25 protein-coding genes are annotated in these 24105 nt (G+C 61.6%); 11 read left to right on the forward strand and 14 right to left on the reverse strand.

Annotated features, from left to right (window positions below; translation table 11 throughout):
- Positions 1-117: 117 nt before the first annotated feature.
- A complete protein-coding gene (gene cobT, locus SPHINGO391_RS07940; protein ID WP_152008323.1) occupies positions 118-1134 on the forward strand; it encodes a nicotinate-nucleotide--dimethylbenzimidazole phosphoribosyltransferase in 1017 nt (338 codons plus the stop codon).
- Between the two features lie 30 nt (positions 1135-1164).
- Here cobT and SPHINGO391_RS07945 read toward each other — a convergent pair whose 3' ends face one another.
- A complete protein-coding gene (locus SPHINGO391_RS07945; RefSeq protein ID WP_152011480.1) occupies positions 1165-2682 on the reverse strand; it encodes a HAMP domain-containing sensor histidine kinase in 1518 nt (505 codons plus the stop codon).
- A 145-nt stretch (positions 2683-2827) separates the two neighbouring features.
- Here SPHINGO391_RS07945 and SPHINGO391_RS07950 point away from each other — a divergent pair, with 145 nt between their 5' ends.
- From SPHINGO391_RS07950 to SPHINGO391_RS07970, 5 genes are all read left to right on the forward strand, one after another.
- Positions 2828-3424 (forward strand): thermonuclease family protein, encoded by a 597-nt coding sequence (locus tag SPHINGO391_RS07950; RefSeq protein ID WP_193217227.1) that lies wholly within the window; start codon positions 2828-2830, stop codon positions 3422-3424.
- Between the two features lie 29 nt (positions 3425-3453).
- Positions 3454-4065, forward strand: a complete 612-nt coding sequence (locus SPHINGO391_RS07955) for a glutathione S-transferase (RefSeq protein WP_152008325.1) — start codon at positions 3454-3456, stop codon at positions 4063-4065.
- Between the two features lie 7 nt (positions 4066-4072).
- Entirely contained in the window at positions 4073-4735 is a 663-nt protein-coding gene (locus SPHINGO391_RS07960) for a uracil-DNA glycosylase family protein (protein ID WP_152008326.1), read from the forward strand.
- A 105-nt stretch (positions 4736-4840) separates the two neighbouring features.
- Positions 4841-5332, forward strand: coding sequence for an Lrp/AsnC family transcriptional regulator (locus tag SPHINGO391_RS07965; RefSeq protein WP_152008327.1), 492 nt, complete (start codon positions 4841-4843; stop codon positions 5330-5332).
- Positions 5333-5488: 156 nt separating this feature from the next.
- On the forward strand, positions 5489-5944 hold the full coding sequence (locus SPHINGO391_RS07970) for a DUF302 domain-containing protein (protein ID WP_152008328.1): 456 nt from the start codon (positions 5489-5491) through the stop codon (positions 5942-5944).
- Between the two features lie 32 nt (positions 5945-5976).
- Here the strand turns inward: SPHINGO391_RS07970 and SPHINGO391_RS07975 are convergent, their stop codons facing one another.
- Positions 5977-6630: a DNA alkylation repair protein gene (locus SPHINGO391_RS07975; RefSeq protein ID WP_244615379.1), complete on the reverse strand. Its 654-nt coding sequence runs from the start codon at positions 6628-6630 to the stop codon at positions 5977-5979.
- 97 nt (positions 6631-6727) lie between these two features.
- Positions 6728-7597: an NAD(P)-dependent oxidoreductase gene (locus SPHINGO391_RS07980; RefSeq protein WP_152008330.1), complete on the reverse strand. Its 870-nt coding sequence runs from the start codon at positions 7595-7597 to the stop codon at positions 6728-6730.
- A 94-nt stretch (positions 7598-7691) separates the two neighbouring features.
- Between SPHINGO391_RS07980 and SPHINGO391_RS07985 the strand changes: the two genes are divergently transcribed.
- A complete protein-coding gene (locus tag SPHINGO391_RS07985) occupies positions 7692-10154 on the forward strand; it encodes a penicillin acylase family protein (protein ID WP_193217228.1) in 2463 nt (820 codons plus the stop codon).
- A gap of 119 nt (positions 10155-10273) precedes the next feature.
- Here SPHINGO391_RS07985 and SPHINGO391_RS07990 read toward each other — a convergent pair whose 3' ends face one another.
- Complete coding sequence (locus SPHINGO391_RS07990; RefSeq protein ID WP_152008332.1) at positions 10274-10807, reverse strand: tetratricopeptide repeat protein; 534 nt, start codon at positions 10805-10807, stop codon at positions 10274-10276.
- A 274-nt stretch (positions 10808-11081) separates the two neighbouring features.
- Here SPHINGO391_RS07990 and SPHINGO391_RS07995 point away from each other — a divergent pair, with 274 nt between their 5' ends.
- On the forward strand, positions 11082-11912 hold the full coding sequence (locus SPHINGO391_RS07995; RefSeq protein ID WP_152008333.1) for an aldo/keto reductase: 831 nt from the start codon (positions 11082-11084) through the stop codon (positions 11910-11912).
- A 100-nt stretch (positions 11913-12012) separates the two neighbouring features.
- Here the strand turns inward: SPHINGO391_RS07995 and SPHINGO391_RS08000 are convergent, their stop codons facing one another.
- The 7 genes from SPHINGO391_RS08000 to moaA all read right to left on the reverse strand — a co-directional run bounded on the left by SPHINGO391_RS08000 (position 12013) and on the right by moaA (position 19456).
- Positions 12013-12825, reverse strand: coding sequence for a methyltransferase domain-containing protein (locus tag SPHINGO391_RS08000; protein WP_152008334.1), 813 nt, complete (start codon positions 12823-12825; stop codon positions 12013-12015).
- 73 nt (positions 12826-12898) lie between these two features.
- Complete coding sequence (locus SPHINGO391_RS08005; protein WP_152008335.1) at positions 12899-13729, reverse strand: ABC transporter permease; 831 nt, start codon at positions 13727-13729, stop codon at positions 12899-12901.
- On the reverse strand, positions 13726-14526 hold the full coding sequence (locus tag SPHINGO391_RS08010) for an ABC transporter permease (protein WP_152008336.1): 801 nt from the start codon (positions 14524-14526) through the stop codon (positions 13726-13728). The genes SPHINGO391_RS08005 and SPHINGO391_RS08010 overlap by 4 nt, the downstream gene beginning before the upstream one ends.
- A 104-nt stretch (positions 14527-14630) precedes the next feature.
- Entirely contained in the window at positions 14631-15371 is a 741-nt protein-coding gene (locus tag SPHINGO391_RS08015; protein WP_152011481.1) for an ABC transporter substrate-binding protein, read from the reverse strand.
- Positions 15372-15676: 305 nt separating this feature from the next.
- Positions 15677-16906, reverse strand: a complete 1230-nt coding sequence (locus SPHINGO391_RS08020; RefSeq protein WP_152008337.1) for a multidrug effflux MFS transporter — start codon at positions 16904-16906, stop codon at positions 15677-15679.
- Positions 16907-17363: 457 nt separating this feature from the next.
- Positions 17364-18272, reverse strand: a complete 909-nt coding sequence (locus SPHINGO391_RS08025; RefSeq protein WP_152008338.1) for a DMT family transporter — start codon at positions 18270-18272, stop codon at positions 17364-17366.
- 170 nt (positions 18273-18442) lie between these two features.
- The gene (gene moaA / locus SPHINGO391_RS08030) at positions 18443-19456 is read right to left on the reverse strand and encodes a GTP 3',8-cyclase MoaA (protein WP_152008339.1); all 1014 of its coding nucleotides are present in this window, start codon (positions 19454-19456) and stop codon (positions 18443-18445) included.
- 174 nt (positions 19457-19630) lie between these two features.
- On the opposite strand from moaA, the gene SPHINGO391_RS08035 reads away from it, so the two are divergent.
- Positions 19631-19999, forward strand: coding sequence for a DUF971 domain-containing protein (locus SPHINGO391_RS08035; protein WP_152008340.1), 369 nt, complete (start codon positions 19631-19633; stop codon positions 19997-19999).
- Positions 20000-20007: 8 nt separating this feature from the next.
- Here the strand turns inward: SPHINGO391_RS08035 and SPHINGO391_RS08040 are convergent, their stop codons facing one another.
- Positions 20008-20508 carry a MarR family transcriptional regulator gene (locus tag SPHINGO391_RS08040; protein ID WP_152008341.1) on the reverse strand — a complete coding sequence of 167 codons (501 nt, stop codon included), beginning with the start codon at positions 20506-20508 and terminating at the stop codon, positions 20008-20010.
- A 46-nt stretch (positions 20509-20554) separates the two neighbouring features.
- On the opposite strand from SPHINGO391_RS08040, the gene SPHINGO391_RS08045 reads away from it, so the two are divergent.
- Together SPHINGO391_RS08045 and SPHINGO391_RS08050 are read left to right on the forward strand one after the other, a co-directional pair.
- On the forward strand, positions 20555-21544 hold the full coding sequence (locus SPHINGO391_RS08045; protein WP_152008342.1) for an alpha/beta fold hydrolase: 990 nt from the start codon (positions 20555-20557) through the stop codon (positions 21542-21544).
- Positions 21541-22149 carry a pyridoxamine 5'-phosphate oxidase family protein gene (locus SPHINGO391_RS08050; RefSeq protein WP_152008343.1) on the forward strand — a complete coding sequence of 203 codons (609 nt, stop codon included), beginning with the start codon at positions 21541-21543 and terminating at the stop codon, positions 22147-22149. The genes SPHINGO391_RS08045 and SPHINGO391_RS08050 overlap by 4 nt, the downstream gene beginning before the upstream one ends.
- A gap of 57 nt (positions 22150-22206) precedes the next feature.
- Here SPHINGO391_RS08050 and SPHINGO391_RS08055 read toward each other — a convergent pair whose 3' ends face one another.
- Both SPHINGO391_RS08055 and SPHINGO391_RS08060 read right to left on the reverse strand, forming a co-directional pair.
- Positions 22207-22827, reverse strand: coding sequence for a L,D-transpeptidase (locus SPHINGO391_RS08055; RefSeq protein WP_152008344.1), 621 nt, complete (start codon positions 22825-22827; stop codon positions 22207-22209).
- Between the two features lie 208 nt (positions 22828-23035).
- Positions 23036-24073 (reverse strand): GGDEF domain-containing protein, encoded by a 1038-nt coding sequence (locus SPHINGO391_RS08060; RefSeq protein ID WP_244615144.1) that lies wholly within the window; start codon positions 24071-24073, stop codon positions 23036-23038.
- Between the last annotated feature and the right edge of the window lie 32 nt (positions 24074-24105).

Consider the following 24105-nt stretch of genomic DNA (forward strand, 5'->3'; position numbering starts at 1 on the left):
GGGCGGCATTGTCCGGGGCAAGACCCCGGATGTCGCGAACGTTATTGTCCTTGGGCGATTTGACAATTACACCGGGCCACGTCGCGCGTCATGCGCAGAAAAGTCTTGGAGAAAAAAATGAGTGCCAGCGGTTTGCCTTTTGATGATTTTCGCGAACTCCTGCGCAATCTGCCGGGCCCTGACAGCTCCGCGCTGGCGGTGGCGCGCGAGCGTGATTCGCAACTGACCAAGCCGGCAGGTTCGCTGGGTCGGCTCGAGGAAATCGCATTCTGGCTGGCCGCCTGGACGGGACGCTCGCCACAGGTGACGCGCCCGCTGGTGGCGATCTTCGCCGGCAATCACGGCGTCACCGCGCAGGGCGTGTCGCCGTTCCCGCCCTCGGTGACGGCGCAGATGGTGGAAAATTTCGCCGCCGGCGGCGCCGCGATCAACCAGATCTGCGTTGCCAATGACCTTGGCCTGAAGATCTTCGACCTTGCGCTGGAAGTGCCGACCGGTGACATCTCGGTCGAAGCGGCGATGGACGAGCGCACCTGTGCTGCGACGATGGCGTTCGGCATGGAGGCGATCGCCGGTGGCACCGATCTTCTGTGCATCGGTGAAATGGGCATCGGCAACACAACCATTGCAGCGGCGATCTTCTACGCGCTCTATGGCGGATCTGCGGTCGACTGGGTCGGTCCGGGCACCGGCGCTGAAGGCGAGGTGCTGGCGCGCAAGATCGCGGTCGTTGAAACCGCGGTGGCGCTGCACAAGAGCCATCTCGATGATCCGTTCGAAGTGCTGCGCCGGCTGGGCGGGCGCGAGATCGCGGCCATGGCCGGGGCGATCCTCGCGGCGCGGATGGAACGCATCCCGGTGCTTATCGACGGTTATGTGGCAACCGCGGCGGCTGCGGTGCTGCATGCGGCCAACCCTTCGGCGCTGGATCATTGCCTGATCGGGCATGTCTCGGCCGAACCGGGCCATATGGCGGCCATCGAAAAACTCGGCAAGACGCCGCTGCTGGCACTTGGCATGCGGCTGGGCGAGGGGACAGGCGCCGCACTGGCCGCCGGCATCGTCAAGTCGGCGGCCCAATGCCATTCAGGCATGGCAACCTTCTCCCAGGCAGGAGTTGCCGGCAAGGAGTGAAGCTCCGTCAGTCAGGCAAGAGGCGGAAGTTCAGGCGAAAGCCCGCTTCTTCTTGACTGCTCCGCCGGGGACGCCTTCCACCGGCGCCATGCTTTCAAGCACGCGGTTGCGTGGCAGGATGGCGATGCCTTCGGTGCCTTCGCGCAGTTTCGATTTCAGCACGAATTCGCCGCCATGCTTGGCGAGGATTGCCTGGACGATGGGCAGGCCGAGGCCGGTGCCCTGTTCCGCGCTCTTGATGGCGACCGAGCCTTGGCCGAAGGCAGAAAGCACCACCGGGATTTCTTCCTCGGCAATGCCGGGGCCGTTGTCCTTGATCGCCAGGTACTGACCGCCACCGGCGGTCCAGCCGAGCTTGACGCGGATTTCCCCTCCGGACGGGGTGAACTTGACCGCATTGGAGAGAAGGTTGAGCACCACCTGGCGCATGGATTTCTCGTCCGCCCAGACCATCGGCAGGTTTTCCTCGAACGCCTCGATGATGCGGATGTTCTTGCTGCGCGCCTTGAGCTGCACCAGGCCTATGCAGTCCTCGGCGATATCGGCAAGAGACAGGGCATTCTCGTTGAGCTCGTAGCGACCTGCTTCAATTCGCGACAGGTCGAGGATCTCGTTGATCAGATTGAGAAGATGCTGGCCGGAACGGTGGATGTCGCCGACATATTCCTTGTAGCTGGCATTCTCGATCGGGCCGAGCACCTCGCCGGACATGACCTCGGAGAAGCCAAGGATGGCGTTGAGCGGGGTTCTCAGTTCATGGCTCATCGAGGCCAGGAAGCGCGATTTGGCGAGATTGGATTCCTCGGCACGGCGGCGGGCTTCGTCGGAGACGGAATTGGCGACCTCGAGTTCCGCAATGAGGTCGTCCTTCTCGGTCTGGTAGCTCAGCATCTTCAGGTTGGTGCTGTAGAGGCGCTGCGACATAAAGGCAAAGAACAGGGCTGCTGCGGCAATCATGGCAAAAGCTGAAAGGTCCGCCGCATCGCGGCTGATCGAGGCGCGGGCCGCAAGCGCGAGGATGGCGGGAATGGCCGCGAAGTAGAACGCATAGCGCAAGGCGAATGTGGTCATCGCGGTTGCGGCGAGCGCAATCAGCAGCACAGCCGCCTTGTAGAAGACGAACGTGTCACCCTGACAGGTGGTGCAGTTCTGAAAGGCAAACAGGGCCCAGGTCAGGCCGATAACCGTATAGGCGGCAAGAAAGCGCTTGCGCCACCGACCGAAGTTCTCCTGGCTGGAGTGTTCGCGCGAGGCGCGTCGGGCGATGAGAATCTGTCCGGCATAGACCACCAGCGTCATCAGCGCCCAGCCCAGCAACCACAGCGCTTCGTCAAACCAGAGGCCGCCGACCGCGGCCAGGATCACCAGAACAGCCGGTGCGGCGGCGCCCTGCAGCACTGCGTTGATGTGGAGACGGAGCATCTCATGGTCGAAGAAGGGCGAACGCTCACGGCCATACTGCAACTGTTCGCGGGTGGCGCGCACGGTTTTCATGACCGCCGCGTTCTTGTGAATGCGCGAACGATCGACAATGTTCTTGTCGGTCATGGTCTGAGGCGTCGACACAGCGGTTCCGATTTCTCCGGTTTGGGCTGAAAATCTAGTCGTCAAAGTTTAAGAACCTGTTTGCATTTTGAGCTGCAGTCGGATCAATCGTCTTGAATCCAATGGATGAATGGGATCATCTGACATAATGAGATTTCGCAGACGGCAGGCAGGAGCACGGCGGCCGCGCTGGCGCAGGATCCTCGATATCTGCGTTGCCGTGCTGCTCTTTGCCGGCGCAGCCTTCTTTGCCGCCCGCATGGAAGAGTTCGCAGCAACCGAGATTTCGGGGTCCGTGCGCGTTGTCGATGGCGACAGTCTGGCTATGGGAGCGCGGCGGCTGCGGCTCAAGGGTATCGATGCACCCGAGCTCAAGCAGCGCTGTCTGAGGGACGGGCTGGACTATGGCTGTGGTCTGGAATCGGCAGCCCACCTGAGAAGTCTTGTTGGGAGCACGCCGGTCGACTGCAAGGGTGAAGGCATTGATCGCTACGGCCGGGATCTGGTGCGATGCCGGTCAGGCGGCATCGATCTCAACGCGGCCATGGTGCGGTCCGGCCACGCGGTGGCTTTCGGGGACTATGTATTGGCGGAAGCGGAAGCCAGGTCGGCGCGGGCAGGACTCTGGGCCGGTGAATTCGAACAGCCGAAAGAGTGGCGCGCCGTTTATGGCGGGCTCGACGAAGATTTTCATGCGGGATTGTCAACGCTGACGGCTTTCCTGCGACGGCTGTTTGGTGTCTGATCGGATCTTTGTTTGGGAGAGGAAATCGCATGAAGCTTTATGATGGCGGGCGGGCGCCAAATCCGCGCCGGGTAACCGTGTTTCTGGCGGAAAAGGGGATCGAGGTCGAAAAGGTGCCGGTGGACATGGGGCAACTGGGCCATAAGTCCGAGGAAGTCACCAGGCTCAACCCGCTGCAACGCCTGCCCGTGCTTGAGCTGGATGACGGCACGGCGATTTCGGAAACGGTGGCGATTTGCCGTTACTTCGAGGAACTGCATCCCGAACCGCCGCTGATGGGCACGGATGCCAAGGACAAGGCCATCGTCGAGATGTGGAACCGCCGGGTGGAACTGATATTCCTTGGTGCGGTCGCCAACGCTTTCCGGCATACGCATCCGGCGATGAAGGAGTGGGAAGTGCCGCAACTTCCCGAATGGGGTGAGGTCAACCGGCCCAAGGCTTTGAAATTTCTGGAAATGCTGGACACTGAACTGGCTGATCGCGAGTTCATCGCCGGCGATCGCTACACGATTGCCGACATCACCGGGATGATCGGAATGGACTTCATGAAACCGGCGAAGATCGAGCGTCCGGAACATCTGAGCAATGTGATGCGCTGGTACCAGGCAGTGTCTTCGCGGCCGAGCGCCAAGGCCTGACTGGCCAATGAGCGGTGCCGCCGACGGTTCCGGGGACAGGCAGGCGGCGCTCGACGCACTGCTTGCCGACATCGCATCCTGCAGGATCTGCCGGGATGCCCCTCTCGGCGGTTCTACCAATGCGCTGCCGCACGAGCCGCGCCCGGTCTGTGTAGCCTCGTCCAGGGCGCCGATCCTGATCGCCGGCCAGGCGCCGGGGACACGGGTGCACCGGAGCGGCCGGCCGTTTACCGACCCCTCCGGTGACCGGCTGCGCGACTGGCTCGGTGTGGACGAAGCGCAGTTCTATGATCGAGACAACTTCGCCATCGTGCCAATGGGGTTCTGTTTTCCGGGCCAGGACGCGAAGGGCGGCGACCTGCCGCCACGGCGTGAATGCGCGCCCGCTTGGCGGGGCATGGTGATGGAGCACATGCCGCAACTCAAGCTCATCCTGGTGATCGGTCAGTATGCGCAGGCCTGGCATCTGGGCAGGCTCAGGCAGAAATCGCTGACGGAAACGGTGCGCAACTGGAGATCCATCATGGCCGAGAGCGGTGCCGGATGCGCCGTGCTGCCGCTGCCGCATCCGTCCTGGCGCAACAGCGGCTGGATCCGCAAGAACCCTTGGTTCGAGACGGAGCTGCTGCCGGAGCTCAAACAGATCGTGAAACGGGAGATCTCGCCATAAACAGAAACGATAAACTATCGATTTGTCTTTGAGAGGTAAAATCTTCTTTGTGAAGGGGCAAGAGACGGAGTATCAGGGTGTTTATTCCTGTTTCCGGAGATTTTCATGGACCGCCTCGACCGCAAGATACTACGCCTCCTCCAGGAGGACGCCACGCTGGCGGTGGCTGAAATCGCCAAGAAGGTAGGGCTTTCGACCACGCCCTGCTGGCGGCGAATCCAGAAACTCGAGGAAGACGGCGTGATCAAGCGGCGTGTGGCGCTGCTCGAGCCTGCTGCCGTCAATGCCAAGGTGACGGTTTTCGTCTCGATCCGCACAAACTCGCACTCGAATGAATGGCTCAAGCGGTTTTCGGAGGTGATCACCGAGTTTCCGGAGGTGGTCGAGTTCTACCGGATGAGCGGCGACGTCGATTACCTGCTGCGCGTGGTGGTGCCCGACATCGCCGCCTATGACGCATTCTACAAGCGGCTGATCGCCAAGATCGAGATCCGCGACGTATCGTCGTCCTTCGCCATGGAGCAGATCAAGTACACCACGCAGTTGCCGCTCGACTATATTCAACTCGCCAAGGAAAAATCCGAATCGAGCTCATAGCCGACCGGATCGGCCGGTAAGGGCGGGGCGGTTCAGAAGACAACCAGCCAGGAGTGTGTGGCAGGCGGCGATCAAATCGGTCGCGGCCCTTGTCGTTTTGGTATATAGTGAAAATTCGATATGTGTAGGGGGTCGTCCCCTGACCGGAGGTGTCACATGAGAACGCTACTTGCTGCAACCATTGCTCTTTCCTGCTTTGCCGCATCGGCCCATGCTGCGGGTGACGATGTCAGGACCGTCGAGACAGAAGCAGTCTTCGCCGATGTTGCCTCGGGCATCGAGAACGCGATCGTCAATCGCGGCTTCAAGATCGATTATCACGGTTTCATCGGCGATATGCTCAAGCGCACCGCGTCCGACGTGGAGGCCGGCAAGGCGCTCTACAAGGATGCTGAATTCTTCACCTTCTGCTCGGCGGTGGTGTCGCGCCAGGTAATGGAAGCCGAGATCGGCGACATCGCCTACTGCCCCTATGTGGTGTTTGTCTATGAAGCGGAAGCCAATCCGGGCACGGTCGTGGTCGGCCATCGGTTGTTGCCGGCAGGTGGTGAGCGCGATCAGGTCAATGTCTTGCTCGATGAGATCGTGACGTCTGCTGCTGAGGGCTTCTGACAGCAGATCAGGCTGCTGAGAAGTTGCGGGCCTTAAAGTTTGCCCAGTATTCGCTGTCTGTTGGCGGCAGTCTTCTTCTGGCCGATCATGGCAATGCGCTTGGGGTCGGACAGTTCCCTGACCGCGTCCTTGCCGATCCAGCGCGCCGTCTTGTCTTGAGATGAGGCGAGCTTTTCCGCCAGAGCGAGCGCTGGTCCGTGGCAGTCCATGCTGCGTTTCCCGATCTGCCGGAGCGCCCAGTTGACAGCCTTCTTGACGAAATTGCGCGGATCGGTGGCGTGGGTTTCAATCATTGGTAGAAGCGCGATGAAATCCGCGTCGTCGCGCTTTTTCAGGTGCACCGCGGCCCAGGCGATCATGGCGAAGGCGGTGCGGCGGACGAATTCGCGGTCGTCGGCGGCGAACTCCGGCACCAGTTCATCGAGATGGCCGGCGGCGACGAACAGATCCGACGCGTGGTCGACAATTTCCCAACTGTCGAAGTCGCCGGTCATCTCGCGGGCCTGATCCGGGCTGACCCGGGCCGGCTCCTCGGTAAAGAGGGCCAGCAGCCGGGCTTCGCGAATGCCGGTCCGCCAGAGGTCCAGCGCGCGCTCATGATTGCGCCCCAGCGTCTTTCCGAATGGCATCAGCGCGGTGTTGCCGACGCCATAGGCCTTTTCGGTGTTGATGCCGAAGCGCGCCATGCCGGCAATGTTGTGAGCCGACCCGTGCGCCTCTAGCCACGCCAGGATGTCGGGCAGGCTGTAGTCGGCGTTTTCGGGAGGCCGGCGGGGCGCCACGTCATTTTTCCAGGCGAGCCAGCAGCGAGGAGGTGTCCCAGCGGTTGCCGCCCATCGCCTGGACATCGGCGTAGAACTGGTCGACCAATGCCGTTACCGGCAGCGTCGCGCCATTGCGCTTGGCCTCGTTGAGCACGATGTCGAGATCCTTGCGCATCCAGTCGACAGCGAAGCCGTAATCGTACTTGCCGACATTCATGGTCTTGTGGCGGTTTTCCATCTGCCAGGAACCCGCAGCCCCCTTGGAGATGACATCAACCACCTTCTCGATGTCGAGACCGGCCTTCTTGCCAAAGTGAATGCCTTCGGCCAGACCCTGAACCAGGCCCGCGATGCAGATCTGGTTGATCATCTTGGTCAGCTGGCCGCTGCCGACCGGCCCCATCAGGCCGACCATGCGGGCATAGGCGTCGATGACGGGGCTTGCCTTTTCGAACGTCGCCTCGTCGCCGCCGACCATGACGGTCAGCACGCCGTTGTCGGCTCCGGCCTGGCCGCCGGACACCGGCGCATCGAGAAAGCCGCAGCCCTTGGCGGCGCAGGCTTCGGCCAGCTCACGCGCCACTTCGGCGGAAGCCGTGGTGTTGTCGATCAGGATGGCGCCATCCTTGATGCCGCTGAGAACGCCGTCCGGGCCAAGCGTCACGGCGCGCAGGTCATCGTCGTTACCGACGCAGGTGAAGACGAAATCGGCGCCCTTGGCAGCCTCGGCCGGAGTGTCGCAGGCGGTACCGCCAAACTCATCGGCCCACTTGCGGGCTTTCTCCGCAGTGCGGTTGTAAACCCTAAGTTCGTGGCCGCCCTTGGTCTTGAGGTGTCCCGCCATGGGGTAGCCCATCACGCCAAGTCCGATGAAGGAAACTGTTGCCATTTCGCCAATCCTTTTGTCACAAATGCGCTTTACGGCTGACCTGATTGCGCGATACGTAAGGCAGGCCGCCGGTTCCTGGGAGGGACATAAACCAATGATGCGCATCGTCAAAGGGCTTATCAAGCTCATTCTTCTGCTGGTTCCGCTGGCGGTAATGGCTCTGGGCGCGGGAATGCTGTGGGCTTCGCGCTCGCAAGCGCCCTCCGACGGGGCCATGCAAATTGCCGGACTGGGCGGCGAGGTGACGATCACGCGGGACGTTAACGGCGTACCGCACATCAAGGCCGCGACCCGGGGTGATGTTGCAGCCGGCCTCGGATTTGCGCATGCACAGGACCGGCTCTGGCAGATGGAAGTCAGCCGCATGGCCGGGAAGGGGCGCCTGTCCGAACTGTTTGGCGGCGCCACGGTCAGCACTGATATCTGGCTGAGGACCATGGCGATCAGCGAGGCAGCGGAAGCTTCGCTTGCCGTCATGGACGCGGACACGATGGTGATGCTCGAGGGCTATGCGCGCGGCGTCAACGCCTGGATCGAGCGGAACCCGCAGGTGTTTTCCTCCCGGCTGCCGCCCGAATATGTGATCCTCGGCTACAAGCCGGAGCCCTGGCGGCCGGTGGATACGCTGACCGCGATCAAGATGATGTCGGTTTCGCTTGCAGAGAACCTTGGCGAAGAAGCGCTGCGTCTCGGTTTTCACCGGATCGGGCTGAGCGAGGCGGAAATCCGCGATCTGCTGCCTTACCTCGATGTCGACACTCCGCCGGAGATGCCGGATCTGACGGCGCTGCTTGGTCTTGATCCGGCGCCGATCGGCGAGCCCGCGACCACGGCCGATGCATCGGCAATCTTTGACGACATCGATGGCGTTCTGGCGACGGGCGCTTCCAACAATTGGGTTGTTTCGGGTGAGCGCACCCAGTCGGGACTGCCGATCGTTGCCAATGATCCGCATCTTGGCCTGATGGCGCCGTCGATCTGGTACCTTGCGCATCTGGAGGTGACAGGGGAGTTCGATGAGCCAAGGCGCCTGATTGGAGTTTCGCTGCCGGGCACGCCCTTCGTGCTGCTGGGGCGGGGCAACGACATCGCCTGGGGGTTCACCAACACGGCGACCGATGCGCAGGACGTGTTTGTCGAGCGGGTCAATCCCGACAATCCGGACGAGTATCTGACGCCCACCGGTTGGGCGCCGTTCGGGCAGAAAGAGGAAGTAATCAAGGTCAAGGGGGGTGAAGACCAGAGCTTTACCCGCCGCTGGACCCGCCACGGACCGGTCTTCCCGGCGACCTACAAGCATTTCGACAGGTTGTTGCCCCAGAATACCGTTGCGGCGCTGCAATGGGTGGCGCTTGCGCATGACGACACCACGGCCATGGTCGGACCGCGGCTTTACACCATGCGCACGGTCGAGGATTTCCAGAACGGGTTCGACGCCTTCCTGACGCCGATGCAGTCGATGGTGGTGGCTGACAGGTCCGGCAATATCGGTTTTGTCGCTGCAGGGCGGGTGCCGCGGCGCGATCCGGCCAACCGGCTGATGGGCCGTGCGCCGGCGCCGGGATGGAACGCGATCTATGACTGGCGCGGCTATGCGCCCTACAGGGATCTGCCGCGGCAGACCAACCCGGACAGCGGGCTGATCGCCACGGCCAACACCAAGATTGTCGGGCCGGAGTATCCGCTTCATCTGACCTTCGACTGGGAAGAACCTTATCGTCAGAACCGCATCGAGACGCTGTTCAACGGATCGGGCGAGAAGCACACGCCGGCGATGTCGCGGCAGATGCAGGCCGATATCTTCTCCCCGGCCTTTGCCAGCCTGAAGCCGCGCATGCTCAAGGCATTGGAGGGCAAGTCCCTGTCTCAAGACAATCAGGCGCTTGTTGCCCGGCTTGCCTCCTGGGACGAGACCATGGCGCGCGACAAGATGGAGCCGCTCCTGTTCATGGCTTGGGTGCGTCACACCATGATGATGACGTTTGAAGACGATCTGGGTTTTATGTTCAGGGACTGGTTCAAGATCCGCGGCAAGGTGGTCGAGCGGCTGCTCGACGGCCAGACCGCGCGCAACTGGTGCGATGTCAAATCCACCACGGACGAGGAAAGCTGCGAGCAGATCGTCACAGACGCCTTCGGGGCTGCGGTTGCAGAACTTTCCGAACGGTATGGCGAGGATCCGGGCACATGGCGCTGGGGTCAGGCGCATTACGCCAAGGGCGCGCACCGCCCGTTCGGCGAAGTGAGCCTGCTCAGGCGGTTCTTCAATGTCGAGGTGGAAAGCGGCGGCGGGCCGTTCACGCTGGACCGCGGACGCACCCAGGTCCAGGACGACAAGGATCCCTACGCCAACACCAATGCGGCCAGCTATCGCGGCATCTTCGATATGGCCGATCTCGACCGCTCCACCTACATCCAGACCACCGGACAATCAGGCAATGTGTTCTCTGGCCATTACAACGATTTCGCGCCGATCTGGGCCGATGTGAACTCGATCGAGATCCCGGCCACGGATGTTGCCGATCCGGTGGGGGTATGGAGCCTCAGCCCGGGGTGAGGCTGATCCGGCAAGGCTCCGTTGTAGCCACGGCCGTTTGTTGCGATCGAAAAAATGCGACCCGGACGAGGAGAGAAACCACTCCATTGCCGGGTCGCGGCTTGCTGCAGCGACGAGTATCAGTAGCTGTAGGTCTTGCCTGACTGGATTGCCTGACGCAGCGCGAGGCCAGGCCAATCCCACTTTCCGCCACGGGCTTCGATCTCCGCCAGTTGCACGCTGGCGCCCTTGACGTCGCCTGCGGCCACCAGACCCTGGCCCATATAGGACCGTGCAAGCAGATTGTCCGGATTGCTCTTCAATGCGGCCTGATAGTATTGCATCCCAAGTTCGACACGTCCGGCCTTGCGATGGGTGAACCCATAATATGTCAGAACGCGGCTCTCATTCTGATCCGACATTGCCGCAAGCACTGTGAGCGCGTCGTCATACTTGCCGGCATAGGCGAGTTCACGTACCGCGGAGTAGCGTGTGTCGTCATCCAGCCGGCTCTCCTTTGCGTTGACGCAGGATTTGGTTTTCTTGTCCCAGATCTTGCCATCCTTGCAGACTTTGGTGGTCTCGGTCGGCTTCGGGGGAGATGTGTCTGTGGTTCCGGCGGCAAAGGCCGCGGTCGGCATCATGAGTGCTGCTGCGAAGAGAAGACGGCGCATTATAGGTTCCTTCCGAGTGCGTTGACATGAGTCATACGTTGCCGCCCGCGGGATAATTTCAAGAGATCACGCTTCTGTGATCGCCGGAATCTGAATGCGATCCGGCCCGAATTGCCTGAGCCACGTTACAGCGGGCCAAAATTCGACACAGCCCTGCCGTCCCCTTCTCTTGGTAAAGTTTGTGGGCCGGGGTTGCGGCGGTGCGCGAGGTGCTTAAGTGACAGGCTGGAACGACGCTGCAGTCGCACTGCCTTTTTCACATCAAGGATCGAGAATGACTGACCAGAAAAACATTGCTTTTCATGACGGACACGCAATTCCGCAGCTCGGGTTTGGCATCTGGCAGATCCCGCAGGACGAGACTGCGGCCGCCGTCGCCAGCGCCATCAAGACCGGTTACCGGCTGATCGACGGAGCTTTCATCTACGGTAACGAAGCCGGTCTTGGCGAAGGCCTCAGGAGTTCTGGCGTGCCGCGCGAGGAGATCTTCGTCACCACCAAGATCTGGAACCGTGATCAGGGGCGCGACAAGGCCCGGGCTTCGGTCGAGCGAAGCCTGAAGAGCATCGGTGTCGATCAACTGGACCTGGTTCTGCTCCACTGGCCGGTGCCGAGCCAGGATCTCTATGTCGAAACCTGGAAGGCGATGATCGAAATGCGCAACGATGGCCTGATGCGCTCGATCGGCGTGTCGAACTTCAATGCCGACCATCTGGCCCGGCTGATCGCGGAAACCGGCGAGACGCCGGTGCTCAACCAGATCGAGATCAACCCGCTGCTGCAGCAGCCCGAACTCCGCGCGGTCTGCGATGCGCACAAGATTGTAGCGCAAGCCTGGACTCCTCTTGGCAATGCACGCTCGTTCGAGGCCAAGCCGATCGCGACGGCTGCAGCGCGCACCGGCAAGAGCCCGGCACAGGTGATCCTGCGCTGGCACATGCAGCTCGGCCATGCTGCGATCGCCCGCTCGGTCAATCCTGGCCGTCAGGCGGAGAACCTGAACGTGTTCGACTTCACGCTGACCGACGACGAAATGAAGGCTATCGAGGGTCTCGATGTCGGCCTGCGCAATGGTCCTGATCCGTCGGTGTTCAAAATGAAGTAGGGCGCTTTACGGCTTTAAGCGCCTCAAGGCCGCGAGGTGGTTATCCCTCTCGCGGCCTTTGTGTTTCCAAGCCCGGTGTTCAACCTGGTTCGGCGCCGGTTCAGCTCTTGCGCGAGATGAACAGATGCCCGGCGATCGGCAGGCCCTGTTCGTGGCGGACAATGATGTCGCCGGCCTCCAGCGTCTCGAAGCCCGCAGCGGTGAGTGCCTCGCGGACATAGGACTCGGTGTGGGCGAAGCGCTGGAAGCGGCCAACCGTGTAGGGGCGGCCCTCGAAATCGGCGTCGGGCAGGGTCTCGCTCGAGAAGCAGAACAGTGCGCCTCGCGTGGCGTTTTTCGCTGCTGCCTCGAACAGCGGCTCAAGTGCGCCGAGATAGGGCAACACGTCGGTCGCGGCGATGAGATCGAACGGCTCGTCGTCATTGTCCTCGAGATAGTCGACAGCGTCGGCCACGTAGAGCGTGTCGTAGAGGCCCTTCTCATGGGCGATCTCGACCATGTTCTCGGCGAGATCGAGGCCGGTAGCGTCATCGACCATGTCTTCGAGCGCGCCGCCGGTCAGGCCGGTGCCGCAGCCGAGATCGAGCATCCGGTCGAAGCTGGTGAGGCCGAGTTCGATCAGGCGCTGCCTGAGCAAGAGCGGCACATGGTAGCCCAGGTCCTCGACCAGAACCTTGTCGAAGACATCGGCATGCTGGTCGAACAGGGTGGCGACATAGGCTTCGGGTGCGCGCACGGGGATCTCGCCGCGCTTCATCGAGGCGAGCCTTACCGCGGCACCGCCGTGATCATCGGGATCGAGCGCCAGAACCTCGGCGTAGGCCGCTGCGGCGAGATCGAAATCGCCGGATTTCTCCAGCGCAAGTGCGCGGTTATAGGCTTCCGCCAAAGCATCGTCGTCTGTTCTGGCCATCTGGAGGCTCCACATCTGGTTTCGCGCCCCTTTTATACAAAGGTGCGGTCGCGGCAAGCGGCGAATGGCCCGGCTAGCGCTTGAGGTGGCGGGTCAGGCGCTGCTCGAGCTTTTCCCAGATGTTGCGCAGGGCCTCGACGATGACCAGGTAGAACACAGCGGCCCAGATATAGGTCTGGAAATCGAAGGTGCGGGAATAGGCGCGGCGGGTTTCGCCCATCAGGTCGAAGACGGTGACGATGGCGACAATCGCCGAGCCCTTGATCATCAGGATGATCTCGTTGCCATAGGGCCTCAGTGCCACGATCATCGCCTGGGGCAGGATGATCTTGTAGAAGGTCTGGAACCGGGTCAGGCCCAGGGCTGCCGCGCCCTCGTGCTGGCCGCGGGTGACACTCTCGATGGCGCCACGCAGGATCTCGGCCTGGTAGGCGGCGGTGTTGAGCGTGAAGGCGAACAGCGCGCAATTCCAGGCGTCGCGGAAGAACACCCAGAGCCCGATCGCCTCAAGCTGATCGCGGAAGGTGCCGAAGCCGTAGTAGATCAGGAAAAGCTGTGCAATCAGCGGAGTGCCGCGAAAGAAATAGACATAGCCGTAGGCGAGCGACGACAGGATGCGGTTCGACGACATCCGGCCGAAGGCGACCGGAACCGACAACACTGCTCCGAGCGTGATCGAGATGCCGACAAGCGTGAGGGTGGTGCCAAGGCCGGACAGAAATTTCGGGCCATAGGTTTCGACCTTGTCGATGTCCCAGGCGTCGATCAGCCAGAGCACCAGGGCGATGCCCGCAAGGATCCAGAGGCCGAGCAAGGACGCCCCGAGGATGCGCAGTCCGGTCCAGCGGAAGGCCGTGACAGGCGGTGGCGGCTGCGGCGGGATCAGGTCGTTGGCGATGCTCATCGGCTCACCCCCGAACGGCGCACGCGGGTCTCGATCTTCGAGAACACCACGGATGAGGCCATCGCCAGGGCCAGGAACAGCAGGCAGGCGATGCCATAGAAAAAGAAGGCTTCCTTGGTGACCTTGGCGGCGATGCCGGTCTGTCGCAGCGTGTCGCCAAGCCCGATCACCGATATCAGCGCCGTATCCTTGATCAGGATCATCCAGAGGTTGCCGAGACCGGGCAGAGCGATACGGACCAGCTGCGGCAGGATGATGAGCCGCATGGTCTTGCGCGGCCGCAGGCCGAGCGCATGGCCCGCCTCGTACTGGCCCTTGGGGATCGCCTTGAAGGCGGACGACAGGACCTCCGAGGCGTAGGCGGAGAACACCAACGACAGTGCAATGGTGCCGGCAATGAAGGAGTTGATGTCGAAGCCGCGCTCAAAACCCAGCGCGATGGCTACTTCGCGGACTGCGATCTGCAGGCCGAAATAGATCATGAAGATCGTCAGGAGTTCGGGCAGGCCGCGGAAAATGGTGGTGTAGATGTTGGCCGCCGCGCGCAGTGAACGGACTTCGGTCTGCTTGGCCAGAGCCAGGAACAGCCCGATGATGAGCCCGATCGGAAGCGTGCAGAGCGCCAGCGTAATGGTAACGAAAAAGCCTCTTGCCACCTCGTCACCCCAGCCCGTGTCCCCGCAGGACAAGAGCGAGCCGTCGGGCAGCAGGTTGAGAAAGCCGAGCGGGCCGCAGAACGGGTCAAACAGCGATGCAAGCCAATACAGCTGCTCTCCCAGCGATGCCGTCGGTTCCATGCTGTCCCCTGACCCTTGCCGCCTTTCCGGCGGTTCTGGTGTGGTGCAGGGCGGCGAACATTGCTGCCCGCCGCCCCCTGATGCCTCAGAGAAGCTTTTGCGGATTAGTCGCCGTAGACATCAACGTCAAAATACTTGTCGTTGATTTCCTTGTAGGTGCCGTTGGCGCGGATGGCGGCGATGGCCTCGTTGAACATGTCGCGCAGTTCGGTCTCGCCCTTGCGGATGGCGATGCCGGCGCCTTCGCCGTTGATGACCGGATCAGGGGTCAGGGTGCCGAGCAGCTTGCAGCAGGTGCCTGCGTCCGACTTGAGCCATTCGGTCAACACGATGACATCGTCGATGACCGCGTCGATGCGGCCGGAATCGATGTCGAGCTTGTACTCGTCAGGGGTCGGGTAGAGCTTGAGCTCGGCCGACGACAGCTTTTCCTCGGCATAGTTGGAATGGGTGGTCGAGGACTGAGCGCCGATCATCTTGCCGGCAAGGCCGGCATCGGTGGCTTCGGTGATCGGGCTGTCCTTTGGCACGGCGACGGCCGGGGGCGTGTTGTAGTACTTGTTGGTGAAATCGACCTTCTCCTTGCGCTCCTCGGTGATCGACATCGAGGCAATGATGGCGTCGAACTTGCCGGCGAGCAGGGCGGGAATGATGCCGTCCCAATCCTGGGTGACGAATTCGCACTCGACCTTCATCTCGGCGCACAGGGCGTTGGCGATGTCGATGTCGAAGCCGACGAGGCTGCCGTCCGATTCAAGATTGTTGAAGGGAGGGTATGCGCCCTCGGTGCCGATGATGACCTTCTTCATGCCGCCGTGGCTGGCTGCCTGAGCCGCAGCGCCCATGGAAAGGGCAAGGGCTGCAGCGGAGACTGCGAGGGTAAAGCGTCTGGAAATTGACATAGGTGTCCTCTCTGTTGGCGGGATAGCGGCTTGTTGACCGCCGCTTTCCGTTGATCGCTGGTGATGCTCACCGCGCTATGGGGAATATTCCCATTGTTTAGCAGATGATTGCAACAGGAAATCCCAGGTTACCCAAATCCGTTTCGCGTAAGTTTTGCCGAGCTGTCAATCACTGCCCGGCCGGAGCCGGAATTGATCGAGGACCATCAGGCCGGCGGCCGGTCAACGACTGAACCGGTGGGCGGTTTTCAGGACACGCGTGTGATCTTTGCATCGTCCGAAAGGCTGTTTTCTACCCTGATCACGTAGAGCGTGGCAAAGACGCTGAAGATACAGGAAACCAGCATGACGATGATCAACGGGTAGGGACCTGTTTCGGCGGAGAGGATCGCTCCGGCAAGCGCCGACAGGGCTGCGCCCCCGCCAATCATCATGGCCCCGCCAAGACCCGATGCGGATCCCGCCAGATGCGGGCGGACACTGACGATGCCGGCATTGGCGCTTGGCAGGGTGATGCCGTTGCCGAGGCCGACAAGCAGCATCGGTCCGAAAAAGGACAGCGGATGCCAGAGGCCTGCGAGGAAGAGCGTCAGCGAAAGGCTCATGCCAAGCGTTGCGATGATGCATCCGGTGACCATCATCCGGTTGATGCCGATCTGGCTGGCGAAGCGCCCGGAGAGGAAATTGCCGGTCATGTATCCCAGCGCGATGAACACGAAATAGAGGCCGAGCTGGGAGGGCGGCAAGTCGAGGATGGCGGTTGCCACGAAAGGACCGCCGCCGAGAAACGAGAAGAATGCGCCGGACGCGAAGGTGGCTGTCAGTGCATAGCCCCAGAAGCGGCGCGAGCGGATAAGTTCGGGGTAGGCACCAAACTGCTTGAGCATGCTGGCGGAGCGGTTGTGGTTGGTCTCGCCCAGATCGGTCAGGAGCATCACGAATGCGATCACCCCGAACAGGAACAGCAACCCGAACACGGATTGCCAGCCGAACAGTTCCTCCATGATGCCGCCCAGGGCCGGCCCGATCATCGGCGCCAGCGTCATGCCCATGGTGACATAGCCGATCATCGACGCTGCCTTTTCGGTGCCGACGATGTCCCGCACGATGGCGCGCGAAAGAACCATTCCCGACACGACGCCGGCCTGCACCATGCGGATTATCAGGAAAGCCTCGATGGTCGGGGCAAACGGGGTCAGGGCGGTGGCAATGAGAAAGATGCTCAGGCTCGCGATCATCACCGGGCGCCGGCCGTACCGGTCCGACAGCGGGCCGATGATCAGCTGCAGCAGGCCCGTGACGGCGAGGTAACCGGATACTGCCAGCTGCACCAGTGCATAGTCCGCCTCATAATAGGAAGCGATGCCGGGCAGGGACGGCAGAATGAGGTTCATGTTCAACGCACTGAGCCCGGCGATCACCACGAGGGTGGCAATGTGCGGCGGAGTCGAACGATCAAGGAATACTGTTCTGGTCATTGCGTGTGTTGTGTGTCCTTGGTGATCGCGATGCAAACGAATTGAGACAGGAACGGTGCCTGATCGCGCGGATTTTTACCGCCGGGAGAACTGTTTTGACGCTGTTGCATGCAGGACCAATAAAATTTACTTTGTGATTCTGAAGGAAAGTCTTGAAAGCAGTAGATTCCTAGGGTGTTTGTTGTTGATGGGAGCTGTGTTGCGATTGGGTGGAGCCGCATGTCCGGCAACAGCGAAGTAGACCAATGTCCATTCTGCAACGCTGCGTGGGGCGAATGTATGCATGTCAAGTTGCTCGTTGATCTGGACAAGGAAGCAGCTTCCCGGTCCGGCGTGACGTCCTCTGCAAGTACGCCTCGGGCCGGCAATGTCAACAGTTCCGCCGAAGGAGGCACGGCCGGCAATGGCGATGAGCCCGATTGCCCGAAGTCGATTTCAGGTACAGGATGAACGCTCATCATGGCGAATGGCGGGGCGCGGAACGGGCGGCGGGTTTGGCCGTGCCCCTGACGCGCTCGCGATAGAGCGTGTAAAGACCTGATCCGATGACGATCACGCCGCCGGTGATCATGTAGGCATCGGGATATTCGCCGAACACCACCATTCCCAGGAGCAGGGCCCAGATGAAGCTGGTGTAGCGGAACGGGGCGATGAACGAGATCTCGCCCTCGCGCATCGACATGATGATGAACTGGTATCCGACCAGCAGAAGGCATGCCGCGAGGCTGATCAGTCCGAAATCGGCCGCGCTGACCGGCCGCCAACCGCCCATCGGCCAGGTCATGAAGAGGCCGGCGACAGCCACGGCAGCCGCCGTTATCGTTGACAGGAACAGCGAGGGGATCGCGGCATTGATCTTGCGCGTGGCAAGGTCGCGCGCGGCCGCGAATAGGACCGTGCCGACGATCATCAGCGCATAGGGCGAGAACCCGTCCAGTCCCGGGCGGACGATGATCAAGACACCGGCAAACCCGGCAAGAATGGCGCCCCATCGCCTCCATCCGACCGGTTCGGACAGGAACACGGCTGCTCCCATGGTCACCGCCAGCGGCAGCGCCTGCAGGATTGCCGAGGCATTGGCGAGCGGGATATGGGACAGGCCGATGAGGAAGGTGAGGGTGCCGCCCACCTCGCCAACCACGCGCAGGCCGACCCAGCGATCGGCGAGTACGCGTATTGGACGCAGGGCGCGGCGCTGGCGGGCCAGAAGATAGATCAGTAGCGTGGCAACGACGCCGCGCAGGAACATCACCTGTCCGACATTGATGTGATCGGTAAGGAGCTTGACGATCGAATCGTTGAACGTGAACCCGGCCATCGACAGGGACATGAACAACGCACCGCGCAAATTGGAGGAAAGTGCCATGTGATTTCCGGAACTGGCCGGCAGGAATCGCTGGCTCGAGCCTCACCCTAGCATCGTTGGGAAAGCCGAGACAGCCGCCGTCAATGACCGGTCCATCACGGAAATTGATCGATCAGGGGCTGGGATCTGTCGGTCCAACGCCGAGCGGCGCCAAGCAGTGATCGGGGAGCCTAGCCCCCGGTGACGCTCATGTGGCGCGAGACCGCCGGCTGCTTCGTGGTCCGGTCGATGATGAAATCGTGGCCCTTGGGCTTGCGGCTTATGGCTTCATCGATGGCGGCCGACAGCAGCTCATTACCTTCGGAAGCACGCAGGGGGGCGCGCAGATCTGCGGCATCGTTCTGGCCGAGGCACATGTAGAGCGTGCCGGTGCAGGTCAGTCGCACCCGGTTGCAGCTTTCGCAGAAATTGTGGGTCATCGGGGTAATGAAGCCGAGCTTGCCGCCGGTCTCCTTGACCGTCACATAGCGGGCAGGGCCGCCGGTGCGGAACGGGATATCCTCAAGCGTGAACTGTTTGGCGAGATTGCTCCTGAGCAGCGACAGCGGCATGTACTGGTCGGTGCGGTCCTCGTCGATCTCGCCCATCGGCATGGTCTCGATCACCGTCATGTCCATGCCCTGGCCATGTGCCCATTTGAGCATTTCGGGAATCTCGGTGTCGTTGAAGCCCTTGAGCGCCACGGCGTTGATCTTGATCTTCAGGCCCGCTGCCTGGGCCGCGCGAACACCGTCGAGAACCTTGCCGAGATCGCCCCATCGGGTGATCTTTGCGAACTTGTCGGGATCCAGCGTGTCGATCGAGACATTGATGCGGCGAACGCCGCAATCATGGAGTTCGGAGGCGAAGCGCGTGAGCTGCGAGCCATTGGTGGTCAGCGTCAGCTCATCCATGCGGCCGGCGTCGATGTGGCGTCCGACCTGGCGAACGAACTCCATGATGTTCTTGCGCACCAGCGGTTCGCCGCCGGTCAGGCGGATGCGGCGCACGCCCTTCTCGACAAAAACGGTGCAGACCCGGTCAAGCTCTTCAAGCGTGAGAAGATCCTTCTTGGGCAGAAAGGTCATGTTTTCCGCCATGCAATAGGTGCAGCGGAAATCGCAACGGTCGGTGACCGAAACCCGGAGATAGTTCACCGTCCGCCCAAAGGGGTCGATCATGATCGGCGCTGCGGTGTCTTCCATGGCGGATGATCCTTCACTTGTGGTGTGCAATGTCGTCATCCTCCGCCGGTGCGTCAAGGGGGCGGAGCAAACGGATTGGCACCAGTACGCTGTGTTTTGACGGCTTTGGCTTGTGATCGGACCGGATCGGTTCTAGATCAGCCACAAATGCGAAGAATTTGAGGACAGCGACCGATGAGCGTTCATGAAACGGCTTGGCCCAAGCAATTGCGGGTCTCTCCCGACCGTCGCATGCTGACGGTCCAATTCACCGACGATAGGTCCTATGCGATAGAGGCCGAGTTGCTGCGGGTCCGATCCCCGTCGGCGGAAGTACAGGGGCACTCTCCGGCGCAACGGGTGACTGTGGGCGGCAAGTCCGACGTGACCATCACGAAGGTGTTGCCGGTGGGCAATTATGCCGTGCGGCTGGTGTTCGACGATGGTCATGACAGCGGCATCTTCACCTGGAATTTCCTGTCGGAGATTGGCGAGGCGAAGGAAGAGCGCTGGGCGGAGTATATCGCTGAACTTGCCGACAAGGGCATGACACGGACCCGGTAAGGGCTGGATCAGGCCTTCTTGCGCTCGGCTTCTTCCGTCCGGGCCTCAATTGCACCGTCCGGTCGGGTCAGCTCGTGGATGATGCGGGTCATCACTTCGCCAACGAGGTTGCACTCCTCCGTGCTTGCTGTCTTCATGGTCCGGTCGATCAGGTCTGTCTGGATGGCAATTGCCTCAAGCGTCAGATCGGTTCCCGAAGGCGTCAGTTCCAGCCGCAGCACGCGCCGGTCCTGGGGGTCGCTGCGCCGGACCAGAAGCCCGCGTTTTTCAAGTTGCGGCAACAGCATCGACAGGTTGGAGCGGCCCACCAGCAGCTTGTCGGCCAGATCTTGCTGCGAGATACCCGGCGTGCGGAACAGATTGACCAGAATGTCGAGGTGCGGCGGCTTGATGTCGAGCGGCTGAAGCGCGCGCGCAAGGCTCAGTCCCATCACCTGGCAGGCGCGGGCCACAGCGATCCAGTTGTGAAAACGCGGGTTGTCCCAGGGAAGGGGTTGCTTTTTGTTCATGGTTGTACAATTCTGTTCATAGTTGAACCAATCTGGAAATCCCACTATGGCATCTCTCGTTGAAAAGGTCACCCGTGCGCTGCTCGGTCTTGTCGCCGCACAATCGCCCGACCGGGCAGGCGAAATGGCGTTCTGGCTGTTCACGCGCACCCGGTCGACCAAGCCGCAGAGCGACAAGGAACGCAAGGCGCTGGAACTGGCCAGGGCGCGCATGGATGAGAGCGAAACCGTCCGTCTCGTCATTCCCGGCAGCGTCATTGCCACCCATGTATTCCGGCCGGATCCCTGCCGCGCCGGAGGGCAGAAGGTGCTCCTCGTGCATGGTTACAGATCCCGCAGCGATCACATGATTGCGCTTGCCGATGCGCTTGTTGCCGCGGGCCATACCGCGGTCTGCCTTGATCTTCCGGGACACGGGGCGTCGACCGGTCGCACGCTTCATCTGGGCAAAGCGGTGGAGGCGATCGATGCCGCCTGGCGGCAGCATGGACCGTTCGATGCGTTTGTCGGCCATTCCTTCGGCGGCCCTTCGGTGATGGCGGCGGCGGCGGGGTCGATCCTGCATGTGCCGCAACGGCGGCCCGACCGTATCGTCACCATCGCAGCCCCCTCGGACATGGCCGATGTGTTCAGGTGGGCCGGCAGGCTGCTTGGTCTTGGTGCTGCGGCACAGCGGGCCTTTGAACGTCAGGTTTTGAGGTTTGCCGGCCGGCCATTGTCCGAGTTCCAGGTTGAAAGGATGATGCACGACCTGCCGATCCGGACACTGGTGATCCACGCCGAGGACGACAAGGAAGTAGCATTTGCCAATGCGGAAGCCATCGCCCGGCTCGGACCGCATGTCCGGCTGATGAAGGCGAACGGTTTCGGGCATCGCCGCATCGTCGCTGCTCCTCCGGTCACACAGGCGGTTGTCGAATTTCTGCAACAGGGCGCAGGTGCGGGGGAAATCGTCGGCCTGCCGCTTCCATGTGAGCGCGAAGCGAATAGAGTGGCACCGCCCGCTGAACAGGGGAGCAAACGGAGGCTCGCATGAGCGTTGTCAGGACGGTGGCTGAACTCGAGGCGATCTACGGAGAGAGCTCGGAGGCCTCTCGGATCAAGGTCAGCCACCGGCTGACCGAAGGCTACCGCAGACTTGTCGAAGCTTCGCCGGTCGTTGCGCTTGCCACCTGCGGCCCGGAAGGCCTCGATTGCTCGCCGCGGGGTGATCCGGGCCAGGTTATCTCGATCAGGGATGACCGGACGATGTTGCTGCCCGACAGGCGCGGCAACAACCGTATTGATTCTCTGCGCAATATCGTGCGCGACAGCCGGGTTGCGTTGCTGTTCCTGATTCCCGGATCCAACAGCACGCTGAGGGTCAACGGTACCGCCGAGATATCGGTTGAGCCGGCGCTGCTCGCCAGCCTTGCCATGGAGGGAAAGCCGCCGCGCTCGGTGATCGTCATTACCGTCGGGGAGATCTACTTCCAGTGTGCGCGGGCACTGATGAGGGCCAGGCTCTGGGAGCAGGAAGCCTGGCCTGATGCGTCCGGGTTGCCGACGCCCGGAGCGCTGATGCGCGAGCTCAAGCAGGATTTTGACGGCCGCGCCTACGACCGGGAATGGCCGGAGCGGGCGAAGAATAGCTTGTGGTGATAAAAAAACCGGCCTGAGAGGCCGGTTCTTGCATTGCTGGACGGTGTGGCGGCCCGATCAGTTCCGGACAATCACCCTGGTTCCGACCTTGACCTGGTCGTAGAGGTGTTCGACGTCCTCGTTTGCCATGCGGATGCAGCCCGACGACATCGCCTGACCGATGGTCCAGGGCTGATTGGTGCCGTGAATGCGGTAGATGGTCGAGCCGATATACATGGCGCGCGCACCAAGCGGGTTGTCGGGGCCGCCGGGCATGTAGGCCGGCAGCACGCGGCCTTCTTGGCGCTTTACGCGATCGCGCATGACCTGTGGCGGGGTCCAGCCCGGCCATTCAGCCTTGCGGGTGATCTTGTTCTTGCCCTGCCAGGTGAAGCCGTCGCGGCCGACACCGATGCCGTAGGCCATGGCTTTGCCCTTGCCGGTGACGTGGTAGAGACGCCGGTCTGACGTGTCGATGATGATCGTGCCCTCGGGATGGTTTTCCTTGAAGGAGATCACCTTGCGCTTGATCGGCGACTTATCCGAGCGACGGTACTTGTTGTAGTTTTCCGATGGCGGAAAAAGAATCTGCAGGAGGGTCTTGGATTCCGATGAAGTCTGGCCGGCCGGCTGGGCCTGCACGGCAGCAGGCGCCATCAGGCACAGGGCGAGAAAAGCGGAGGAAATCAGGCGTATCATGTCACGATCCAGGGCTGTCGTTGAAATGTTGCGGGACGGTTCGGTCTGCCAGGCCCGCGCCTGCCCACTGACAAGACCCGACCCTCAATTGTTATGGGTAACTGCTTCGCCACGGGCTGTCCAGCATGCAGCGGTTCGGTTGCGCCAAAATCTCTTGATGTTCCGGCCCGGTGAATACAGGCCATGTCCAGTATGGCGGAGTAAAACTTCAGGTTTTGTATATGGCCCAGTTTTTCTCGAACTCCTGGTTGAGTTCCGGCTTGTAGAGCTGCGACCTGTTGCGGCCGCTGTGCTTGGCGGTATAGAGCGCAACGTCGGCCTTGTTGTAGAGTTCCTCGGCGCTGTCGGCGTCGGTGGCCATGCATATTCCGAGAGACAGCGTAATGGGGCCGTAATTCACCCCGGTTTTCTGGTTGCGCAACGGCGTTGATTCGACCGCCTTGCGCAGGCGCTCGGCGATTTCGAGGGTGATCTCGAGGCTGGTTCCCTGGAGAATGACCGCGAATTCCTCGCCGCCCGTGCGCGAGATGAACACATCCTTGCGCAGCGTGCTTTTCATCACCGCAGCAACCACGCCCAGGACCCTGTCGCCGACCGGGTGACCGTAAGTGTCGTTGAACTTCTTGAAATGATCGATGTCGGCAACAATCAACGCGTAATACATCGCATCGCGCTGTTCGTTGTAAATGTTGGCGAGGACCTCGTCAAAGGCGCGGCGGTTGGCAAGCCGGGTCAGCGGATCGGTATTAGCGATGCGCTTGTACTCGTCGAGTTCAAGCTTGACCTGTTCCATCTCGCGCGCGCGCTCGACCATGTGCTCGACGACGACCTTGCCCTTTTCCATGTTGTCGCCGGTGGCATTGGTGAGAACGCTGATCACGTTGTTGAGGATCTCGGCGCTTGCCATGCTCTTGCTGGAAATGCGGTTGTAAGCTTCGCCAAGCAGTTTCGAATAGCTCTCCATGGATGACTGTTCCTGCTTGAGCAGGCGCAGCATACCGTCGAGTTCTCCGGAAATCCTGTCGTGCGCGCCTTCGACAACGGCGGCGCGATGGTGATGGGGCAACACCTTCTTGCCAAGAACATCGAGTTCTTCCTGGCTTGGGTTGCGTCCGAGCGCTTCAAACTGCCTTGTCAGGGTCGGATTGGATGCGTTGAGGGCTTCGTAGACCAGCTCGTAGTTGCGCGGCAGGCCGGCAATACCACGACGGCGCATGGTGGCGAGCACCAAAGTGGCCGTGTCCATTGAATGGACCTTGTTCGTAGGCGCTACCGTCA

The organism is Hoeflea sp. EC-HK425, from assembly GCF_902498795.1.
Taxonomy (GTDB): Bacteria; Pseudomonadota; Alphaproteobacteria; order Rhizobiales; family Rhizobiaceae; genus Hoeflea; species Hoeflea alexandrii.

Bases quoted from the DNA above. Each gene is read 5' to 3' on its own strand.
- SPHINGO391_RS07975 (WP_244615379.1), bottom strand. From the start codon at position 6,630: ATGGCGCGCTTCGGCATCAACACCGAAAAGGCCTATGGCGTCGGCAAC.
- SPHINGO391_RS08010 (WP_152008336.1), bottom strand. From the start codon at position 14,526: ATGGAACCGACGGCATCGCTGGGAGAGCAGCTGTATTGGCTTGCATCG.
- moaA (WP_152008339.1), bottom strand. From the start codon at position 19,456: ATGGAAGACACCGCAGCGCCGATCATGATCGACCCCTTTGGGCGGACG.
- SPHINGO391_RS08000 (WP_152008334.1), bottom strand. From the start codon at position 12,825: ATGGCCAGAACAGACGACGATGCTTTGGCGGAAGCCTATAACCGCGCA.
- SPHINGO391_RS08015 (WP_152011481.1), bottom strand. From the start codon at position 15,371: ATGGGCGCTGCGGCTCAGGCAGCCAGCCACGGCGGCATGAAGAAGGTC.
- cobT (WP_152008323.1), top strand. From the start codon at position 118: ATGAGTGCCAGCGGTTTGCCTTTTGATGATTTTCGCGAACTCCTGCGC.
- SPHINGO391_RS07965 (WP_152008327.1), top strand. From the start codon at position 4,841: ATGGACCGCCTCGACCGCAAGATACTACGCCTCCTCCAGGAGGACGCC.
- SPHINGO391_RS07960 (WP_152008326.1), top strand. From the start codon at position 4,073: ATGAGCGGTGCCGCCGACGGTTCCGGGGACAGGCAGGCGGCGCTCGAC.
- SPHINGO391_RS07995 (WP_152008333.1), top strand. From the start codon at position 11,082: ATGACTGACCAGAAAAACATTGCTTTTCATGACGGACACGCAATTCCG.
- SPHINGO391_RS07970 (WP_152008328.1), top strand. From the start codon at position 5,489: ATGAGAACGCTACTTGCTGCAACCATTGCTCTTTCCTGCTTTGCCGCA.
- SPHINGO391_RS07980 (WP_152008330.1), bottom strand. From the start codon at position 7,597: ATGGCAACAGTTTCCTTCATCGGACTTGGCGTGATGGGCTACCCCATG.
- SPHINGO391_RS08005 (WP_152008335.1), bottom strand. From the start codon at position 13,729: ATGAGCATCGCCAACGACCTGATCCCGCCGCAGCCGCCACCGCCTGTC.
- SPHINGO391_RS08055 (WP_152008344.1), bottom strand. From the start codon at position 22,827: ATGATACGCCTGATTTCCTCCGCTTTTCTCGCCCTGTGCCTGATGGCG.
- SPHINGO391_RS08050 (WP_152008343.1), top strand. From the start codon at position 21,541: ATGAGCGTTGTCAGGACGGTGGCTGAACTCGAGGCGATCTACGGAGAG.
- SPHINGO391_RS08060 (WP_244615144.1), bottom strand. From the start codon at position 24,073: ATGGACACGGCCACTTTGGTGCTCGCCACCATGCGCCGTCGTGGTATT.
- SPHINGO391_RS07950 (WP_193217227.1), top strand. From the start codon at position 2,828: ATGAGATTTCGCAGACGGCAGGCAGGAGCACGGCGGCCGCGCTGGCGC.
- SPHINGO391_RS07990 (WP_152008332.1), bottom strand. From the start codon at position 10,807: ATGCGCCGTCTTCTCTTCGCAGCAGCACTCATGATGCCGACCGCGGCC.
- SPHINGO391_RS08045 (WP_152008342.1), top strand. From the start codon at position 20,555: ATGGCATCTCTCGTTGAAAAGGTCACCCGTGCGCTGCTCGGTCTTGTC.
- SPHINGO391_RS08020 (WP_152008337.1), bottom strand. From the start codon at position 16,906: ATGACCAGAACAGTATTCCTTGATCGTTCGACTCCGCCGCACATTGCC.
- SPHINGO391_RS07985 (WP_193217228.1), top strand. From the start codon at position 7,692: ATGATGCGCATCGTCAAAGGGCTTATCAAGCTCATTCTTCTGCTGGTT.
- SPHINGO391_RS08025 (WP_152008338.1), bottom strand. From the start codon at position 18,272: ATGGCACTTTCCTCCAATTTGCGCGGTGCGTTGTTCATGTCCCTGTCG.
- SPHINGO391_RS07945 (WP_152011480.1), bottom strand. From the start codon at position 2,682: ATGACCGACAAGAACATTGTCGATCGTTCGCGCATTCACAAGAACGCG.
- SPHINGO391_RS07955 (WP_152008325.1), top strand. From the start codon at position 3,454: ATGAAGCTTTATGATGGCGGGCGGGCGCCAAATCCGCGCCGGGTAACC.
- SPHINGO391_RS08040 (WP_152008341.1), bottom strand. From the start codon at position 20,508: ATGAACAAAAAGCAACCCCTTCCCTGGGACAACCCGCGTTTTCACAAC.
- SPHINGO391_RS08035 (WP_152008340.1), top strand. From the start codon at position 19,631: ATGAGCGTTCATGAAACGGCTTGGCCCAAGCAATTGCGGGTCTCTCCC.